19 protein-coding genes and 1 other RNA gene are annotated in these 17,951 nt (G+C 50.1%); 14 read left to right on the forward strand and 6 right to left on the reverse strand.

Annotated features, from left to right (window positions below):
• Positions 1–142: 142 nt before the first annotated feature.
• A complete protein-coding gene (locus tag MKO97_RS12725) occupies positions 143–1,555 on the reverse strand; it encodes an ATP-dependent RecD-like DNA helicase (RefSeq protein WP_241103590.1) in 1,413 nt (470 codons plus the stop codon).
• A gap of 512 nt (positions 1,556–2,067) precedes the next feature.
• Here MKO97_RS12725 and MKO97_RS12730 point away from each other — a divergent pair.
• Together MKO97_RS12730 and MKO97_RS12735 are read left to right on the forward strand one after the other, a co-directional pair.
• Complete coding sequence (locus tag MKO97_RS12730; protein WP_241103591.1) at positions 2,068–2,886, forward strand: DUF3822 family protein; 819 nt, start codon at positions 2,068–2,070, stop codon at positions 2,884–2,886.
• Positions 2,883–3,455 carry an RsmD family RNA methyltransferase gene (locus MKO97_RS12735; RefSeq protein WP_241103592.1) on the forward strand — a complete coding sequence of 191 codons (573 nt, stop codon included), beginning with the start codon at positions 2,883–2,885 and terminating at the stop codon, positions 3,453–3,455. The genes MKO97_RS12730 and MKO97_RS12735 overlap by 4 nt, the downstream gene beginning before the upstream one ends.
• 106 nt (positions 3,456–3,561) lie before the next feature.
• Here the strand turns inward: MKO97_RS12735 and rnpB are convergent.
• Positions 3,562–3,864: RNase P RNA component class A (gene rnpB, locus MKO97_RS12740), an RNA gene on the reverse strand.
• A gap of 400 nt (positions 3,865–4,264) precedes the next feature.
• Between rnpB and MKO97_RS12745 the strand changes: the two genes are divergently transcribed.
• Both MKO97_RS12745 and MKO97_RS12750 read left to right on the forward strand, forming a co-directional pair.
• Positions 4,265–4,588 (forward strand): hypothetical protein, encoded by a 324-nt coding sequence (locus tag MKO97_RS12745; protein ID WP_241103593.1) that lies wholly within the window; start codon positions 4,265–4,267, stop codon positions 4,586–4,588.
• Positions 4,585–5,724 (forward strand): DNA topoisomerase IB, encoded by a 1,140-nt coding sequence (locus tag MKO97_RS12750; protein ID WP_241103594.1) that lies wholly within the window; start codon positions 4,585–4,587, stop codon positions 5,722–5,724. The genes MKO97_RS12745 and MKO97_RS12750 overlap by 4 nt, the downstream gene beginning before the upstream one ends.
• On the opposite strand, the gene MKO97_RS12755 is transcribed toward MKO97_RS12750, so the two are convergent.
• Genes MKO97_RS12755 through MKO97_RS12765 form a run of 3 tightly spaced genes read right to left on the reverse strand, consistent with a single transcriptional unit; the run spans position 5,711 to position 7,729 of the window.
• Complete coding sequence (locus MKO97_RS12755; RefSeq protein WP_241103595.1) at positions 5,711–6,367, reverse strand: hypothetical protein; 657 nt, start codon at positions 6,365–6,367, stop codon at positions 5,711–5,713. The genes MKO97_RS12750 and MKO97_RS12755 overlap by 14 nt on opposite strands.
• 1 nt (position 6,368) lies before the next feature.
• Positions 6,369–7,031 carry a hypothetical protein gene (locus tag MKO97_RS12760; protein WP_241103596.1) on the reverse strand — a complete coding sequence of 221 codons (663 nt, stop codon included), beginning with the start codon at positions 7,029–7,031 and terminating at the stop codon, positions 6,369–6,371.
• Between the two features lie 5 nt (positions 7,032–7,036).
• Positions 7,037–7,729 carry a hypothetical protein gene (locus tag MKO97_RS12765; protein WP_241103597.1) on the reverse strand — a complete coding sequence of 231 codons (693 nt, stop codon included), beginning with the start codon at positions 7,727–7,729 and terminating at the stop codon, positions 7,037–7,039.
• Between the two features lie 312 nt (positions 7,730–8,041).
• Between MKO97_RS12765 and dnaX the strand changes: the two genes are divergently transcribed.
• The 10 genes from dnaX (at position 8,042) to MKO97_RS12815 (ending at position 17,231) form a co-directional block, all read left to right on the forward strand.
• Positions 8,042–9,127, forward strand: coding sequence for a DNA polymerase III subunit gamma/tau (gene dnaX, locus MKO97_RS12770; RefSeq protein ID WP_241103598.1), 1,086 nt, complete (start codon positions 8,042–8,044; stop codon positions 9,125–9,127).
• A 122-nt stretch (positions 9,128–9,249) separates the two neighbouring features.
• Positions 9,250–10,080, forward strand: a complete 831-nt coding sequence (locus MKO97_RS12775) for a hypothetical protein (protein ID WP_241103599.1) — start codon at positions 9,250–9,252, stop codon at positions 10,078–10,080.
• Positions 10,081–10,337: 257 nt separating this feature from the next.
• Complete coding sequence (locus MKO97_RS12780; protein ID WP_241103600.1) at positions 10,338–10,883, forward strand: YcxB family protein; 546 nt, start codon at positions 10,338–10,340, stop codon at positions 10,881–10,883.
• A 287-nt stretch (positions 10,884–11,170) separates the two neighbouring features.
• Entirely contained in the window at positions 11,171–13,165 is a 1,995-nt protein-coding gene (locus MKO97_RS12785) for a T9SS type A sorting domain-containing protein (RefSeq protein WP_241103601.1), read from the forward strand.
• A gap of 662 nt (positions 13,166–13,827) precedes the next feature.
• Positions 13,828–14,496 (forward strand): hypothetical protein, encoded by a 669-nt coding sequence (locus tag MKO97_RS12790; protein ID WP_241103602.1) that lies wholly within the window; start codon positions 13,828–13,830, stop codon positions 14,494–14,496.
• A gap of 272 nt (positions 14,497–14,768) precedes the next feature.
• The gene (locus MKO97_RS12795; RefSeq protein WP_241103603.1) at positions 14,769–15,125 is read left to right on the forward strand and encodes a type II toxin-antitoxin system RelE/ParE family toxin; all 357 of its coding nucleotides are present in this window, start codon (positions 14,769–14,771) and stop codon (positions 15,123–15,125) included.
• Positions 15,109–15,411 carry a helix-turn-helix domain-containing protein gene (locus MKO97_RS12800; protein ID WP_241103604.1) on the forward strand — a complete coding sequence of 101 codons (303 nt, stop codon included), beginning with the start codon at positions 15,109–15,111 and terminating at the stop codon, positions 15,409–15,411. Before MKO97_RS12795 ends, MKO97_RS12800 begins: the two co-directional genes overlap by 17 nt.
• A gap of 33 nt (positions 15,412–15,444) precedes the next feature.
• Positions 15,445–16,020, forward strand: coding sequence for a hypothetical protein (locus MKO97_RS12805; protein WP_241103605.1), 576 nt, complete (start codon positions 15,445–15,447; stop codon positions 16,018–16,020).
• Between the two features lie 86 nt (positions 16,021–16,106).
• Positions 16,107–16,538 carry an SRPBCC domain-containing protein gene (locus tag MKO97_RS12810; RefSeq protein ID WP_241103606.1) on the forward strand — a complete coding sequence of 144 codons (432 nt, stop codon included), beginning with the start codon at positions 16,107–16,109 and terminating at the stop codon, positions 16,536–16,538.
• A gap of 96 nt (positions 16,539–16,634) precedes the next feature.
• Positions 16,635–17,231, forward strand: a complete 597-nt coding sequence (locus MKO97_RS12815) for a glycoside hydrolase family 19 protein (protein ID WP_241103607.1) — start codon at positions 16,635–16,637, stop codon at positions 17,229–17,231.
• Between the two features lie 108 nt (positions 17,232–17,339).
• Here the strand turns inward: MKO97_RS12815 and MKO97_RS12820 are convergent, their stop codons facing one another.
• Positions 17,340–17,939, reverse strand: coding sequence for a TMEM175 family protein (locus MKO97_RS12820; RefSeq protein ID WP_241103608.1), 600 nt, complete (start codon positions 17,937–17,939; stop codon positions 17,340–17,342).
• Between the last annotated feature and the right edge of the window lie 12 nt (positions 17,940–17,951).

Below are 17,951 nucleotides of genomic sequence, written 5' to 3' on the forward strand. Positions count from 1 at the left end.
TAGAAATAACGTGCAAGATACGAGCCTACAGGAATTTTCACAAGTCCGCAATGCGTCGCTGGGCGGAGTAAGATTCCGCCCCTCCTCTAATGAATAAGTTTCGAGCGTGAACCCTCAACCCTGAACCCTGAACTCTAAACCCTCAACCACCTCCAAAAAACTCCTCCCCAAACCCAATCAGATACAACCTGCGCTGGGCGCGTGTGACGGCCGTGTAGAGCCACCGCAGGTAATCGGCGTTGGGTCCTTCAGGCAGGTAGGGCTGTTCGATGAATACCGTGTCCCACTGGCCACCCTGGGCTTTGTGGCACGTGATCGCATACGAGAACTTAACCTGCAACGCGTTGAAATAGGGGTTTTGCTTTACTTTCTGGAGCTTGCGGTACTGTGCGCGTTCGTCTTCGTAATCTTCCAACACGGCCTGATACAGGCGGTTCGACTCATCGTAGGTCAGGGCCGGCGACTCGCTGCGGGTTGTATCGAGTAACAGGATGGTTTCGAGTGGCAGTTGGTCGGGATAATCGATCATCCGCACCTTGACCTTCGCGAAGGTGAAGCCGTAGAGTTCCTGTATGCGAAAAATCTCCAACACCTCTATGATGTCGCCATTCGCGATGAAGCCCGCCTGAGATTCGGCCGGAAGCCAGAAGTAGTTGTTTTTGACGACCATGAGGTAGTCACCCGTCGACAGTTCGCTTTCCTTGTCGAGAATGCGCATCCGGATTTGCTGGTTGTATTGGTTTGCGCGCTTGTTTGACCGGACGATGAAAGCCGTGTCTTCGATACTGTATTGCCCGTAGGCCTGCGTGATGGCATCCTGTATGTCGTAGCCATCGGTCAGCCGGATGACGTCCTTAAAACCGGAGAGTTGGAAACGTAATTCCTCATAGAATTCGGCTTCCAGTTGTTCGCGGAATTCCGTCGCGTTGTACAGAATCCCCGAGTCTTGAGCCTGCCGCATCACCTCATCGAGTTCGATGTGCTTTACGTCCATTCCATAACTCCGCTGTAACGAACGGATATCGAGTGCCGGTGACACCTCCATCCCCACCGGGGGCAACTGGGCCGTATCGCCCAATAACAAGAGCTTGCAACCGTCACCTGTGTAAACATATTCGACCAGGTCGTCGAGCAGGGAACCGCTGTTTTCGGTCCCAGCGTCGGAGATCATCGATGCCTCGTCGACGAAGAAAATGGTATTGACATGCGTGTTCGGCATCAGGGTAAACCGTACGCCCCCACTCGCGCCCTTCTTCGGGTAATAGATTTTTCGGTGAATGGTCTGCGCCGGTTGGCCCGAGTAATTCGCGATGACCTTAGCCGCACGACCCGTAGGGGCCAGTAGCACAAACCGTCGCCGGATGTGGGGCAGTGCTTCCACAAGGGCCGACACCAGTGTCGTTTTACCTGTTCCGGCGTAGCCTTTCAGTACGAAAATCTCCTCGCGGTCGGACGTAGCGAACTCCGCCATCATCTGGAAAAACAGGTCTTGTTTCACCGTCGGTTCAAAGGGGAACGTCTGTCGTAGCAGCCGGTAAAAATCACGGGATAGCATGGTGCAAAGGTGGGGTTTAATTTTGAAGATCGGAAGTCGGGGTTGGGAAGTAAAGAAGTTGGGGAGTTGGGAAGATGGGAAGTCCGAAAGTCAGGAAGTCGGGAAGACGGAAAGTTTAACGCCTTCCGCCAGGCTACCGCTGATGTTCAACGTTTCTTCCGCTGTGGTCTGAGCGATCCATTTTTTAACAAAATGTGTGGTTTTTCCGTACGGTCAGTTCCGCGGTTTTCGTTAAGGGATGCAGCCGCCCCTCCCCAATCCCAAGGTAGAGGTTCCCGCGGACATGGAGGTGTGGGAAAACCGCATATTTTGTTAAAAGTAGTTGGGGAGTTGGGAAGATCGGAAGATGGGAAGTAGAAAGGTCCAGAAGTCCGGAAGTCCGAAAGACGGGACGAAATGAAGTTCGGAAGATCGGGAGTTGGCGCGTGGGAAACGTCCATAGAATCGGACGCTGCAACTAAAAACTGTAACTGCGACGGTGACTGTGACTGCGACTTTACTACCTTTGCCCCATGTCTGACATCACCACCAAGACGTACCGGAAACTCGCGCTTCGTGTAGGCAACGACGGTTTTTCGTTTGCGGTGACCGATACCCTTTCGCGCCGGGTGACGGCCTTCGAGCGTGTCGATTTTCCTGCCTCAGCGGCTATTGGATCGCCTGAGAAAACCGAAGGCCATTATTGGGACGCGTTTGTGCGCCATCCGGAGTTGGTACGCCCGTATGACGAAGTGGTCGTACTGCATGATAATCCGTTGAATACCTTCGTGCCCGAACCGCTGTTCGACGAAGAAGCGGCCGCGGGGTACCTGCAATACGGCACCCGGGTGTTCGCGACCGATACCTTCGCCCATGACCTATTGCAGCCACAGGGCATGGTGAATGTCTACATCCCCTACGCGCATATTAACAACTACCTGCTCGATCAATTTGAGTCGTTCGACTACCGCCATTCGGCCAGTGTGCTCGTGCCGCGGTTGTTGGATTTGTCGCGTAATGACTACAGCCGGCAGGTATTCGCACACTTTTCAGAGGCCTTGGTCGAAATTGTCGTGGCACAGAACGGACAGTTGCTGTTTTACAACGTCTTCGACTTTGTCTCTCCCGAAGACTTTCTGTACTACCTTCTGTTCGCAGCCGAGCAGTTGTCGCTGAACCCCGAAGAATTCCAGCTACGTTTATTGGGCGATGTGACCGATGCCTCTCCCCTGTTTTCCATCGCCTACCGCTATGTACGGAATGTATCATTGCTCGACACTTCGCCCCTGTCTGATCTGACCGGCGTGGACGCTGCAGCGGCCCGTCGTCACTTTATCGTATTCCAGGCATGAGGATCATTTCCGGAAAATACCGCGGGCGACGGCTGACTGTGCCGAAAAACCTTCCGGTGCGGCCGACGACCGATATGAACCGGGAGACCCTGTTCAATATCCTTAATAATTATTACGATTTCCCCGGCTTGCGTGTACTCGACCTGTTTGCGGGCACCGGGGGCGTCAGCTATGAATTTGCCTCAAGGGGTGCCGAAATCATCACAGCAGTGGACCAAAACGCTGGCTGTGCGCGTTTCATCCGGCAAACGGCTTCCGAACTGGATGTGCCGATTGAGGTGGTGCAGGGCGACGCGTTTAAATTCCTTGAAAAAAGCCGACTGGAATACGATGTGATCTTTGCCGATCCGTTTTACGACCTCGCGCAGGACGACTTTGAGAAAATCCACCGCCTCATTTTTGAAAACGGACTGCTGTCGGCGGAAGGGATGTTCATCCTCGAACATTCCAAACAAACCTCGCTTGAACACCTCGACCATTTTTCCTTCAGTCGGAAGTATGGGAGTACCGTGTTTTCGTTCTTCGAATTCGAGGAAGAAGAGGAACTGAGTAATGGAGCAACTGAGTAACTGAGAAGTTGAGGCAGGTACTAGATAGGGTCGCTGGAACCCATGTCTAATCACCAACCACCAATAACCAACAACCAACTCCCATCTCCTATCCCCTAACTCAAAAAAAAAAAGCAGGCCTGTAAGCCGGATTCTGTACCCTTTCGGGCCCTTATCATTTATCTAGGCGAGCGGTTACCCGAACGCTCCATCCTCCTACCCTCCGGCTCGGACGGGCCGCCCTTAGCGCCGGTATACTTGGAGTTTCACCGCATAGAGTTTACCTGATTTCACTACAGCCGAACTGTACATCCTTTCTGTTGCACTTGTCCTTGCCCCGTTGCCGGGGCCGACGGGCGTTACCCGCTATGCTGCCCTTTGGTGTCCGGACTTTCCTCCAGCCGAAGCTGGCGATAAGGCGGCCTGCGGCGCAAAGATAGGAGTTTGAGAGGAAATGAACAGTGACCGATTAACAATAGGAGTAGCGAATTAGATAATGAGATGATTAGAAAATTAGATAATGGGTTGAAGACCATGTAAGGAGTCCGGATTATAGAATGAATTAATTAGAAAATCTGACGAGACCGAACTGGTTGACTGCTCCAACTGAGACTCAGACTTTGACTGCGACTGAGACTGAGACTGAGACTGAGACTCCGACTCCGACTACCACAACTCCTCACCCATCACCCATCAACCATCAACCATGAACCATGAACTATGAACTATCAACCCTCAACTCAACTACCCCTTTACAATTCTTTCCCAAAATTCTATAACCCCTTCCCCCACGCCTATCCGTAATTTTTCACTATCAAATTTACATACCCATGGACTCACAAATGTATCATTATGCCACGGTTTCGACGGCATTGAAAGAACTGAACGACAAAGGTTTCACTACCGATTTCAACCTCGAAGAGGAACGCATCAAAAACAACCCCGACGGATTTGAAATCGTACATATCTACCGCTACGAGGGCGAAAGCGACCCCGGCGACGAAGCTACCGTATATGGGATTAAGTCGAGCGAAGGTGAACTCGGCGTTTTTGTCGCCGGTGACCTTTCGATGGGCGAAAAAAGTGCCTCACGCGTGCTGCATGAACTCACCATCCGGGGACGGGAGAACCGTCCGCAACAAGAGGGTGCATGAACCGTCGGCCATCCCAACTTCTGAAAATCGGACGCGATGGGGTGCTGACAGCGCGTACGGTCGGACTCCGCTACGCCGGTTGTGGTGACCAGGGCATCTTTCGCAAGGGAACGCCCGGTGCCTTTCATTATGTCGACCACGACGGCCGCCGGATACGCGATACCGCCACCCTCGAACGCATCCGGCGACTGGTACTCCCTCCAGCCTGGCGGGACGTTTGGATCTCGCCCTTTGAGAACGGCCACCTGCAGGCGACGGGTATCGATTTGCGCGGCCGCAAACAATACCGCTACCATTCCGACTGGAACGCCGTCCGCAACGAATCGAAGTTTTTTCGGATCAGCCAGTTTGCCTCCTGCCTGCCTGCCCTGCGCGACCAGGTCGAACGCGACCTGAAGCGACACGGCATGCCTTATGAGAAAGTAGTGGCACTTGTAGTGAAACTCATGGAAACCACCCACATCCGCATTGGCAACAAAGCCTATAAACGGTTGTATGGCTCGTTCGGACTGACCACCCTTCACGACCGCCACGTGCGCACCGACGGCTCCGACATGACCTTCGCCTTCAACGGCAAAAAAGGCGTAAAGCACGAGATTGCACTCGACGACCCGCGGCTGATGCGACTGGTGGTAAAGTGCCGCGAAATTCCCGGACACGAACTGTTCCAATATTACGACCACGAAGGCCGACACCACTCAATCGGGTCGGCTGACGTGAACAACTATTTGAAACAAGTGACGGGCGAGGACTTCACCGCCAAGGACTTCCGTCTTTGGGCCGGTACCGTGCGGGCTCTGGAAGCCTTCCTCGAATGCGAGCCTCCCGCTTCTGAAGCCGATTGCAAGCGGAAAGTAGCCACCGTGCTCGAGCAGGTCGCCCGAAAGTTAGGAAATACGCGTACCGTTTGCCGGAAATACTACGTACACCCTACGGTAATCGCGTCATTCGAAAGCGGATCCATCGGGAAATACCGGCCAACGGCGCATACCGGACGCCTGGCACCTACCGAACGGGCGTTAGTTAAACTTCTGGATAACGAAGAAACCGCAGGTCGGAAAAAAAAAGAGAACATTCCTGGCAGCCATCGTCAACTACCACGACGCGTCTCAGACGCAGGCATCAATAGGGTGTAATCTCAATGTTGAGCCTCAGGTTCTGCGTACTGTCAGCAGCGTCCTCCTCTAAAAAAACGCTGAATGAATTAGCCGTAACATTATGGATAACGACAGGCCCCCACAAATTGTTATCCAAACCCGCCTGCGTAAAGTCGTTGGAGGCGGTAGAATTACTTTGCAGCTCTACATTGATAAACTGGGAAGCGGAAAGTCCAAGGTTGTGCGTCACCAAAACATCATTCCATTTGGGAGAGGGGCTGCTTAACGTTGCCGAAACCGCGAATCCGTCAACGGTCAAAGGTGTTATTACAGACAACGGTCGGATATCCCCTACCACTACACTCATTATATAGGTGGGGTTAAACGGCTGCCAGCTTGTACCATCGAAACAATAATAGCCGGGTATCTTTATAGCGGCTGTCTGACTCGTCGTTGTACTTATAATCGTTGTGACATACACCATAGCACCGGTTTGGGCGCTCGTATAGGTAAGTGCATTAAGTTCCGTTAGCGTCTTTCGGGGAACCATAATGCCATCTAAAGACGTACTTACGGCAGGGCTACCCACGACGTCAAGTGTAGCCTGTGGCGTACTTGTGTTAATTCCGGTTTGGGCTGTGGCAAAAAGTGTGCTGAATAGAAAACAAACAAGATACTTCATCTTAATAGGTACTTATTTCAAATACTATGGTTACGTTTTGTGGGGAACCTGCCGAATCTCGCGAAATAAAAGAAAAAGAGTTAGGCGTAATATTATAGGGAACCAAGTGCAAAAAATCGTTATCGCTGTTGTATTGCGCCATGTTAGAGTTTACATTGCTATACAGGCTCAGGCTGATAAACTGGTTACTTGTCAAATTCAGGTTGTGTGTGACCGTGTATATAACGTAGCTGGCTAAAACCTGTTTCGAGACCTGCGCCACCACACCTCCTACATTCGCACTAGGCGCTGTGTAGGTAACGGAAGGCGATCCCCCGAAAATATCACCATACAGCCCCCGACCATAATAGGTACGTCGTGAGTTCACTTTAATCCACTTGACGCCATTGAACCTGTAATAGGATACACTGTTTACCTCCACGGTTTGTGCGCTGGTCGTGGTCGGCACTGCCGTAACATACACTAAGGCTCCGGCTTGGGAGGCCGTGTAGGTTTTGGCAGCCAGTTGATTACCTGTGAGCCTGGGTGGGATAACGCCATCCAGATAACCGGCACCGACAGTGTTCACCTCAAGCGTCGTTAGTGGAGTAGCCGTACCAATCCCTACCTGACCATATCCTGTAATGACAAATAATAGCAACAAAAAACCAATAGAAAACCGCATGGACTTCAATAATTAGTTATTTTAAAGACGAAAGTGAGGTTCTGAACCGGTGCCGCAAAAGCCCATTCCTGCAAGATGAATCGAAACGAATTCGGGGTTACATCGTATACCACGATTTCCTTTATAGCCTGGGAATTATCTGCATCGTTTTGTGTGCCATAGCATACTGCGCTTACATTAACGCGCTGACTGCCTTGTAAATTAAGGTTGTGAACTATACTGACTTCAAAGTCCGCTCCACGCTGCGTTCTGGTAGCGGACACCACACAGCCGGTTATACCTGTAATCGACTGCGTGCCCGTAATCGGAACGATATCACCGTATGTGACACTACCGTAATAATTTTCATGGAAAGCCACCCAGCGGGTGCCGTTAAAAAAATACAATCCCGGCCTTTTGACTTCTCTGGTTTGAGTGGTTGTAGTGGTAGGCGCAGCGGTAACATATATCATAGCACCTACATTTTGGCTTGCGTAAGTTTTCGCCGTTAATTGATTTCCTGTCACGCGCGGAGGAATCAATCCGTCCATAATTGATGGCGTAGAGGCACTTCCAACAATATCAAGTGTACTGGCAGGATTGGTGGTTCCGATGCCCACCTGTGCGTGTGACGTAATTGAGAGTAACAGCAAAGGCACCAGTAAAAAGCCGAACCAGCGAGCCCTTTTAGTGGTAATCACAAATACTTTATCGTCCATACCGACTAGTAATTAACGTTTTTAAAAATGCGCTATCAAACGGCATAAATGCCATATATGTACCTGATTTATAATTATTTAAACAGACTCTATGGCGTGGTAAAATTAAGGCAGCTACAGACGTCGAACTAAAGAAAAGGGTACTTTGTCTGAATTCGGTTACTTTGGTGGCATAAGTGGTAGAAAAAATGGCGTATCCTGACAACTCCATTATTAGGTTGTCGACAGTCACGGAAGTGTAAGTCCTAAAAATCGCGTGAAAGATAAAAGCACACGCAAAAACCATATCCAAAATACTATCTTTGTGCCTCAATGGAACAGTTCATCGTATCAGCCCGGAAATACCGCCCGCAGACCTTCAAGGACGTGGTCGGACAACAGGCTATTACGAACACCCTACTGAACGCCATCGAAACCAACCACTTGGGTTCGGCCCTATTGTTTACGGGGCCACGGGGCGTCGGAAAAACCACCTGTGCGCGGATTCTGGCCCGGAAGATCAACCAACCGGGGTATGACGATCCGAACGAAGATTTCACCTTCAATGTATTCGAACTCGATGCCGCGTCGAACAACTCAGTCGACGACATCCGGAACCTGATCGACCAGGTACGCATCCCGCCGCAGACCGGACAATATAAAGTATACATCATCGACGAGGTGCACATGCTGTCGTCGGCCGCCTTCAACGCCTTTCTCAAAACACTGGAGGAACCGCCGAAACATGCCATCTTCATCCTGGCGACGACCGAGAAACACAAAATCCTGCCGACCATTTTGTCGCGCTGCCAGATCTTCGACTTCCGCCGTATCACCGTGCAGGATGCCAAAGAACACCTGGCGGATGTGGCGAAAAGCCAGGGCGTGACCTTCGAAGACGATGCCCTGCACATCATCGCCCAAAAGGCTGACGGTGCCATGCGCGATGCCCTCTCGATTTTTGACCGGGTGGTATCGTATTGCGGCAACCACTTAACGCGACAGGCGGTAGCGGAGAACCTCAACGTACTCGACTACGAAACCTATGTGCGGGTCACCGACCTTATCCTGGCCAACCGTATTCCTGACCTGCTGCTCGCCTATAACGACGTGCTGGCACGCGGGTTTGACGGACACCATTTCATCGCCGGACTCGCCTCGCATTTCCGCGACCTGTTGGTGTGCCAGACACCTTCTACCCTGCCGTTACTCGAAGCGGGTGAAGCGGCCCAACGCCTTTACGCGGCCCAATGCCAGAAAGCCGATGCACGCACCTGGCTGACCTTCATCGATATCGCGAATGATTGCGATCTCAAATACAAAACCTCACAAAACCAGCGCCTGCTGGTAGAACTTTGCCTCATGCAACTTGCCTCGGTCACTTTTGACGGAGAAAAAAAAAAGTTGACGGGTATATAATTCCGGCGGAAAGGCTGGGAGAAGTTGGCAAAGAAGAAGTCGAAAGTCGAAAGTCTGAAGTCGAAAGTGGCGTAGCTGTTTCCCTTGACGTAGATGTTCATTTTGAATTGAATGGCCCGGCATTGGAAGGAGTTGGCAGTGGACAGTTGGCAGTGGGCAGCGAAGAAGTGGGCAGTGACGTCGCTACTTCAATTGACGTAAATGTTCATTTTGAGGTAGATGGTCCAGCCACGGTGGAAGAAGTGGGCAGTGTACAGTCGGCAGTAGACCGTGAAGAAAATACCTCAGTTGACGTGGAAGTCCATTTTGAAGTGGACGGTCCGGCGACGATAGAAGAAGTGGGCAGTCGGAAGTCGGAAGTAGACAGTGAAGAAAGTACTTCCCTTGACGTGGATGGTTCTATTGAAACGGAGCTTCCGGAGGTGACGGGGAATGCTGCAAGGCCGGTAGCGCCAGTAAAACCGGAAATGGGCGCAGGGCCGACGGGTGAGGCGCGGATTTCGGCCTACTCGTTATCCGGACTCAAAGCGCGGAAGGAGTTGGAGAAACAACAGGCCGCGCGGCCGAGTTCCGACCAGCAGTTACCGACCGAGCCGTTCAACGAGACCGACCTCATGCTGCAATGGAACAAGTATGCCCAACGCCTGAGCGACAAAGGCCAAAAGATTATGGAATCACTGATGCTCATCAGTGACCCGAAACTCGACGGGGCGCGCATCATCCACGAATTGCCGAACGGCAGTGCCGCCGGGGAGTTCGAAGACGGCAAACTCGAATTATTGGGGTATTTGCGGGGGAAACTCCACAACCACGACATCACCATCGACGTCATCGTCAACGAAAAGATGGACAACCGCCGGGCCTTCACCGCCCAGGACAAATACAACCGCCTGAACGAAATCAACCCGAATCTGGATTTGTTGAGAAGGACTTTTGATTTGGATTTGCAGTAGAAGGAGTTAGGAGCGAGGGGCGAGTAGCAAGGAGCAAGAAGCAAAACCCACACTCCTGCCGTTCAACCAAACGACCAAAACATCAAGCGGGTGCGAAGCCAACCCAAAACTCAACACACTACCCCCAAAGATGCGGGCGTCTCGCCGGTACCTTTTCCTCGACTGAATTCCCAATCCGCAGCCATTGGAAAAATAAATCATACAGCATTTTACTGTAATTACTAACTTCCAACCGCAAAACCACTACCCTCCCTCCCATGACCATTCATTACACTTTAGAAGAAAACGACTTTATTACGTATCAGTTATACGTCGCTTCCGTTTCGAAACGTATGCAAGCAAAACGCAGCAGATCGAAGGTACGTGTATCACTCATATACCTTGCAGGCGGTCTCTGGTTAGCTGTCCTGGGCGTGTTGGTGATGGGCACCGTTTTCATGACAGCGGCAGTGGGTTGGTTTTTCCTCTACCCTATTTGGGAGCGTCGCCATTATCTCCGTCATTACACGGCATATGTAAAGGAGCATTTTGCGCCGCGTGTCGGGAAAGAAATCTCCCTTGAAATCACCGACGATTTTATGTATACGAAGACGGCCACCAGCGAGAGTAAAGTCCATACGTCAGAAATCGAACAACTGACGGAAATCCCCACGTTGTTCATCCTGCAATTAAAAGGGGGCCAAGCCTTTCTGCTCCCGAAATACAAAATGGCAGATAGGGAGGCCGTATCCGCACGACTGAAGTCGCTCGCCGGGCATTTGGGAGTGGAATACGTAGGTGTAGATAAATGGGAGTGGAAGTAGAAAATAATGAACAATGTACGATGTACGATGAACAATGAGCGGTTATCCCCAAATTATCAATTGTCAATTATCAATTATCAATTCCCCAAAAAGACCAAACGTCCAGCCCGTACAAACCCAACTCAAAACCCAAAACCCCTCTAGCGTAATTCTGACAAAACAAACAAACAAGGCATTGAAAATGAACTATATTTGCTAACCTTGTTGTTCGTTTCTTTTCTCCGGCATCATGTTGGAAAACAGCAAAACCGACTGCACATACCCAACAAAATAATAGGCCGAACAAAATGAAACATTTCGCCGCTCTCCTCCTGCTTTTTGCCCTGACATGCCACGGCCAAATCATCAACATACCCGACCCCGCGTTCAAGGCGAAACTCCTGGCAGCCGTTCCCGGGAATGGCATCGCCAAAAACGTCAATGGCAACTATATGACCATCGACGTCAACCAGGACGGTGAGATACAGCAATCGGAGGCCAACCAGGTGTATAAACTCTATGTGGTGAATTCGACCATCACCAGTCTGGAAGGCATACAGCAGTTCCACTCGCTACAATGGCTGGAATGTTATAACAATGCGATCACCACACTCGACCTGACCACGATGGAAACCCTTGAGTGGGTGGATTGTTCGAGCAACGTGTTGACGTATGTGCATATGCCCTACACTCTCTCCTACCTGAATTGCGCGTTCAACCAACTGACCACCATCGATGTCAGCAATACGCATTGGATTACCGACTTGGTATGCTCGTTCAACCCGCAGTTGCAGTCGATCTTTATTAAGAATGGCACCTACTGTGCCGTAACGCTTGTGGGAGACGATAACTTACAGTATATCTGTGCCGATCCGGACGAGTTTTATGCCCTTAACACCAACCTCGCCAATGCGGGTATTACGGGCTGCGAAGTGAACGCGTATTGCAGTTTCACGCCCGGCGGCAGTTTCGGCACGTTGGGCGGCACCGTTACTTTCGATGCGGATGGCAACGGCTGTGACGCGACCGACCCCGTACAGGCCAATGTTCGGTTGAACATCACCGATTTCACCACGCCTTTTTCGACCTACACCGGATTCGACGGAGCGTATGCGTTCTACGGAAGTCCGGGTTATTATGGTATTTCGGCGGCTGTTGAACACCCCGACTTTTTTACGGTATCTCCGCCTTCCGTCACCCTTCCTTTTATCCCTTCCAACACCCTCAACACGCAGGATTTCTGCATTACCGCCAACGGCACCCATTATGACCTTGAAACCGTCATCGTTCCCCTCACGCCGGCTATGCCCGGATTTTCAGCCAAGTACCTGCTCACCTACCGGAACAAGGGCAATCAGGTGATGTCATTGACCGATGGCATTGCGTTCACATTCGACGAGACGCGCATGGACTTCCTGTCGGCCAACATTTCGCCGAGTCTGCAAAGCGCCGGGACCTTGCATTGGAGTTATGACAACCTGATGCCGTTTGAGACCCGTAGTATATTGTTGACGATGCATGTCAATGCCCCAACCGACCCCAATCCGGTGAATTTGAATGACCAACTGCCTTTTTCCGCCAGCGTCGCGCCGCAGGACGTTGACGAGACGGCCGACGACAACCTGTTTTCGTTAAACCAAACCGTGGTCGGCTCGTTTGACCCGAATGACATCACCTGCCTGGAAGGCGACTATGTGAGTCCGGCGAAAATAGGCGACTACCTGCACTACAACATCAATTTTGAAAATACCGGCACGGCGGCGGCGCAGAACATCGTAGTGAAGGACGTGATCGACCTAACGAAATTTGATATGTCGAGCCTGCAGGTATTGTATGCCTCGCATACGATGACACCGCGGATTGCCAACGACAAGGTGGAGTTTATCTTTGAAAACATCCAGTTGGGCGCGGGTGAACATGGCAACGTGACCTTTAAAATCAAAACCAAAAACACCCTGGTAACGGGCAATTCCGTAGCGCAGAACGCCGGTATTTATTTTGATTACAATTTCCCGGTCATCACCAACACCGCGACCACGACCTTCCAAACGTTGGGTATTACGGATGTAAACCGTAGGCCGTTACGCATTTGGCCCAACCCATCCAAAGACATTTTCCACCTGGAAGCCCCTTCCGAACTCTCGTCTCTGGAAGTATTTGATGTGCAGGGCAGGCTACTAACGCATCGCACGCTGAACGGCACATCTGCGAGCGTTGATATGAAGGGCTTCTCTAAGGGAGTGTACGTGTTGAGGGTGATGTCGGCAGGTGGCGTTCAGTCGCAAAAGGTGGTGTTGGAGTAACAATGTACGATGAACAGGGAACAGGGAACAATGAGCGGTTAACGTTCAATTATGAATTGATAATTGATAATTGATAATTAGGTTAAAACAGCATAGCCATGCGCTGTGTCCGTTCATCAAAAAGATGCTATCACATCTCCAACTGATCAAAAGGGATTTAACTTGGTTGAAGACTATGAAACCAACAACCGTTCACTGTAAACCGTAAACGGTAAACCGTCAACCGTCAACCGTCAACTGTCAACTGTCAACTGTCAACCGTCAGACAAACGTCCATCCCGTACAAATCCAACTTAAAACCCGACACTCCTTAACAAAATACGTGGTTTTCCCGTAAAATGGTGTCGTCGGGAATACGTATTTTGCATTTGGGGAGGGGCGGATGCGGCCCTTACGAAAAGCCGAAAACCTGGCATTACGGGAAACCCGCACTAATTGTTAAAGTTTAACGTTAGAACAGCATCGGTCTCCGCTTTTGGGCGTCGCTTACTCTCCACATTACCAAAACGGATTTCACTCCGTTGGAGGCTATGAAGCTAGCAACCGTTCACTGTAAACTGTAAACCGTCAACCATCAACCGTCAACCAACAGACAAAACGTCTAGCGAGTAAAAACCAACTCAAAACTCAAAACTCAACACTCAAAACTTCAAACTTCCTCCTTGAAATATCCCCTCTCCCTCCTCCTCGCCTGCCTCACGCTCTTCGCCTGCCAGGAGCGCCCTGCCACAACGGCTCAGGCAGAACCGACCGCCACGACGTGTGCGGACGAACGACCTCCGTACAAAACATTCGTGAAGTCGGTACACAAATGGAAAAACGCCACCTACCAGGCAAAATCCGACTATCTTTTTCAGTTGGTGAACGACGACATTTATTGTTACTGGAAGGGCACGCCGTGGGATTTCTATGGGATGTCCCGACAGCCACAACAGGGGCAGATTGCCTGTGGCTATTTCGTAACCAATACCCTGTCGGACCTCGGGTTCCGGATCGAGCGCAGCCGGTTGGCACAGGTGGTGTCGGGCCAGATGATACGGGAATTGTGTACAAATATCAAAACGTTCAACCGCTTCGACCAACTTGAAACCTTCCTGAAATCACAACCGGACCGATCTGTTTTCATCATCGGACTCGATTTCCACACAGGATACATCGTCAAAGATGGGGAAAGCTATTTCCTTCATTCGAATTACATCGGAAGGGAAGGTGTCATCAAAGAGCCCATCCGGACGTCACGGGCTCTGGTGCACAACAAGTTCTTTATGATTGGCAGCCTTAGCCAAAATAAGGCGTTCGTTAACCGATGGTTTGAGGGATTAGGTGAATGAACAAGGAACGTTGTACAATGAACAGTGAACAAATAGTTGTTAACCGTGTATCGGTAACTGTACACTGTCAACTCTCAACCTCACCCCCCAAGCCTAACTTCCTATTTTCGCACTCTGAAAATGTACGGAAAAACCGTACTGTCATCCTAACGCGCTTTCCTACCTTCGAAGCAGGTGTGAGAGGATAATCTTCACCACTTCCTTATACCTTCCTCACTCGTTAAAAAGTGGTGAGAAGTTTCTTTTTTGTTACACTATTAGTTAACTTTGCAATGAAGCAAGTCCGGCAGATTATTTTCTACCAAGGCCATTTTCATGCATTTTACCATGCACAAAACAGAAAAGTCCAACGAAAAATCGATGAAGTTCTCTTTATGATTTCAATTTTGGAACGAGTACCATCCAAGTTCCTTGAACACCTAACCGGAACAGACGGCCTTTTTGAAATCAGAATTGAATGGAGTGGTTCTATATTCAGGGTTTTCTGTTGTTTTGACGAAGGCAGGTTGGTGGTGCTGTTCAATGGATTTCAAAAGAAAACCCAAAAAACACCGAAAACGGAAATTGATAAAGCCGAAAAACTGAAGGTAGCCTACTTTAAAGAAAAATATGATGGAAAAGCAACGTAACAGCACCACCACGTTTGAATCGCATCTAGACGCGCAGTATGGTAAGCCCGGATCCGTTGACAGGATGAACTTTGAAATAAAAGCCAAGGCGTTCGCGATCGGCGAACTTATTAAAGAGGAACGACGACTCGCACGCCTAACGCAACAGGAGCTTGCCGACAAAACCGGCACGAAAAAGAGTTTTATCTCCCGAATCGAGAATGGTCATACCGACATACAACTTTCCACTTTATATCGTTTACTCGAAATCGGACTTGGCAAGAAGGTGTTGATTTCGATTGTGTAGAAAAAGGAACCTCTCTTTCTAATCACTTTTTGCATGACACTCAACTGGCGCTCTTTTGCGAAACAAATAACCGGAACCTACATTGAGGGTTCATACGGCCGTTCCGACCGGGTAGAGCTACCGTATAGAAGTTGGACGATTCGATTCGATCATTACACCCATCACGCTCTTGCAGGAGGCGCTTCATATGAAAGTACGGTGACTCGCATTTGTGCCGAGGTCATGTCGCGCGATGGATTTCGCTTCCACCTACACAAACAGGATGTCTTGTCAACACTCGCTACTTTTTTCGGAGCCCAGGACTTGCAGGTTGGCGACTCCGACTTCGATGCTTACTATGTCATTAAAACCAACCATGAGCGCAAGATACGACAGTTGCTGACCACAGAAATCCGACAGGGTATACGGAGACTAAATTTGAAAAACCTCCAGACCAGTAGTCAAAAGGGCGTCTGGGAAGACGAACTGCCCGAAGGCCACTTCGACCTCGCCATCTATCTGGATGAAACTCCAACCAACATGGGATGTCTACTGAATATCGGTCTATTACTAGGCGACCTTCTCAACCGGTTATACGATATGGGGGCTATTGAAGGTAGCGTAGATTAGACATAGCGCATATTAACATTCAGTTCATGGAAACCGCGGTTTGAAGGCGGTGATTTCAGTATCTTTCCCATTCAAAAAGTATAACAATGCCTGCATCCGAAATTATCTCTTCCCGCCTTCTCCCCTTTCCCGTCGCGAAGGTATACGAAGCCTTTTCGAATCCTGAATTGCTGCAAAGATGGTGGGGCCCCGAAGGCTTTTCCAATACGATACATGAATTCGATCTCCGTCCGGGCGGACGCTGGCGGCTTACCATGCACGGACCTGACAAGGGTCATTATGAAAACGCCTCGACGTTTACCCTGGTGGAAGCCCCGTCACGGGTAGCATGGACCCGCCAATCACAGCCGTTATTCGACATGGAGATCCTGTTTACGGAAATAGATGTAGATAGGTCGACCATCACCTTTAGAATGTGTTTCGAAACCGAAGAAGCCTGCGCCAAAATCCGGCCGTTCGGCACGCCGAAGAACGAGGAAAATTTCGACCGGTTGGAAGCGCTGCTCCGCAATCTGTAATTTTTGTAAGAAAAAAGAACTTCCTGTGTTTGATAGGGTATATTTGTTATATTTACGAAACGATAGTAAACTATTCCCTAACCAAAACAAACACACATGATTGATCGTAAATTTTTCTTTGACAGTATTAAGCCCACGCTGTTTGCCGGGAAGTTCAACCAGAAACAAGTAGACGGTATGTCGGCCATCCTCGATGAATGGGATGCCAAGCACGCCACTTCCGACATCCGCTGGCTGGCGTATATGCTGGCCACGACCTACCATGAAACCGGACATACCATGCAACCGATCGAAGAATGGGGTAAAGGAAAAACCTATGCGTATGGCAGCCGCGTAAAAATGGCGAAAGACAAAGCCGGAAACCGTATTCCGTATACCGACACCACAGAAATCTTCTACGGACGCGGTTTCGTGCAACTCACCTGGTACGAAAACTACGATAAGGCAGGTAAGAAACTCGGACAGAACTTCCTGCACAATGCGGCAGGCGTGATGGACCTCAAAAACGCCACCAAAATCCTGTTCCTCGGAATGACGGAAGGTTGGTTCACCGCCAAGAAATTGTCGGACTATTTCAACGCCACGACGGAAGACTGGAAAAACGCCCGTAAAATCATTAACGGTCTCGACAAAGCCGAACAAATACAAGGTAATGCACTGGCATTCAAAGCCGCGATTCGAAAAGCGGCATAATAAAGTAAACGTAAAGGGAAGGTCGGTTTTTGCCGGCCTTTTTTTTTGAAGAAGTCCCTGAGCGCAGGAGCACCTTAGCACCCCAGCCTAACTCCTAACTCCTAACTCCTAATTCCTTTCCCCTTTCTCCCGCTCCCTCAACATCCGTTCAATCCGTTTATCCGGAATCAGCCACATAATCGCCACACTCACATAGAGTAATCCCGCCACTAACGGAATACCAATGTAAACCATCAGGATGGCAGTGAGGTAGATGATAACAGACGCCGTGCCTTTGAGATCATTACCTACCGCTTTCTTCAATAGGGAATTAGGCCCCTGGTCGGCAATAATCGTCTTTTCAAGTATGTAGTAGGCGACTCCCGACATCAGTAGCGTGAAACCGTAAAAAATGAGCGTGAAGTCATCAAAGTGTTTCTCGCCCATCCAGGCGGTCGAGAAGGGAACCAATGACAACCAGAACAATAAGTGTAGGTTGGCCCACAGGATGGCCCCATTGACACGGGTCATACTGTGGAGCATGTGGTGGTGGTTGTTCCAGTAAATCCCGATATAAATAAAACTGAGGATATAGCTCAGGAACACGTGGTAATGGCCGAGTAGGTTTTCCAACGTGGCATCACCCGGTACTTTTATTTCGAGTACCATAATCGTCAGGATGATGGCCAATACCCCATCGCTGAAGGCTTCGAGACGTCCTTTGTTCATCGGCTATTGAGA

The sequence above is a fragment of the Flavobacterium sp. HJ-32-4 genome, assembly GCF_022532105.1.
In the GTDB taxonomy this organism is placed as follows: Bacteria; Bacteroidota; Bacteroidia; order Flavobacteriales; family Flavobacteriaceae; genus Flavobacterium.

What these genes read in the sequence shown, in the direction of transcription:
- MKO97_RS12725 (WP_241103590.1), bottom strand. Translation starts at nt 1,555, where the DNA reads ATGCTATCCCGTGATTTTTACCGGCTGCTACGACAGACGTTCCCCTTT.
- MKO97_RS12730 (WP_241103591.1), top strand. Translation starts at nt 2,068, where the DNA reads ATGTCTGACATCACCACCAAGACGTACCGGAAACTCGCGCTTCGTGTA.
- MKO97_RS12735 (WP_241103592.1), top strand. Translation starts at nt 2,883, where the DNA reads ATGAGGATCATTTCCGGAAAATACCGCGGGCGACGGCTGACTGTGCCG.
- MKO97_RS12745 (WP_241103593.1), top strand. Translation starts at nt 4,265, where the DNA reads ATGGACTCACAAATGTATCATTATGCCACGGTTTCGACGGCATTGAAA.
- MKO97_RS12750 (WP_241103594.1), top strand. Translation starts at nt 4,585, where the DNA reads ATGAACCGTCGGCCATCCCAACTTCTGAAAATCGGACGCGATGGGGTG.
- MKO97_RS12755 (WP_241103595.1), bottom strand. Translation starts at nt 6,367, where the DNA reads ATGAAGTATCTTGTTTGTTTTCTATTCAGCACACTTTTTGCCACAGCC.
- MKO97_RS12760 (WP_241103596.1), bottom strand. Translation starts at nt 7,031, where the DNA reads ATGCGGTTTTCTATTGGTTTTTTGTTGCTATTATTTGTCATTACAGGA.
- MKO97_RS12765 (WP_241103597.1), bottom strand. Translation starts at nt 7,729, where the DNA reads ATGGACGATAAAGTATTTGTGATTACCACTAAAAGGGCTCGCTGGTTC.
- dnaX (WP_241103598.1), top strand. Translation starts at nt 8,042, where the DNA reads ATGGAACAGTTCATCGTATCAGCCCGGAAATACCGCCCGCAGACCTTC.
- MKO97_RS12780 (WP_241103600.1), top strand. Translation starts at nt 10,338, where the DNA reads ATGACCATTCATTACACTTTAGAAGAAAACGACTTTATTACGTATCAG.
- MKO97_RS12785 (WP_241103601.1), top strand. Translation starts at nt 11,171, where the DNA reads ATGAAACATTTCGCCGCTCTCCTCCTGCTTTTTGCCCTGACATGCCAC.
- MKO97_RS12795 (WP_241103603.1), top strand. Translation starts at nt 14,769, where the DNA reads ATGAAGCAAGTCCGGCAGATTATTTTCTACCAAGGCCATTTTCATGCA.
- MKO97_RS12800 (WP_241103604.1), top strand. Translation starts at nt 15,109, where the DNA reads ATGGAAAAGCAACGTAACAGCACCACCACGTTTGAATCGCATCTAGAC.
- MKO97_RS12805 (WP_241103605.1), top strand. Translation starts at nt 15,445, where the DNA reads ATGACACTCAACTGGCGCTCTTTTGCGAAACAAATAACCGGAACCTAC.
- MKO97_RS12810 (WP_241103606.1), top strand. Translation starts at nt 16,107, where the DNA reads ATGCCTGCATCCGAAATTATCTCTTCCCGCCTTCTCCCCTTTCCCGTC.
- MKO97_RS12815 (WP_241103607.1), top strand. Translation starts at nt 16,635, where the DNA reads ATGATTGATCGTAAATTTTTCTTTGACAGTATTAAGCCCACGCTGTTT.
- MKO97_RS12820 (WP_241103608.1), bottom strand. Translation starts at nt 17,939, where the DNA reads ATGAACAAAGGACGTCTCGAAGCCTTCAGCGATGGGGTATTGGCCATC.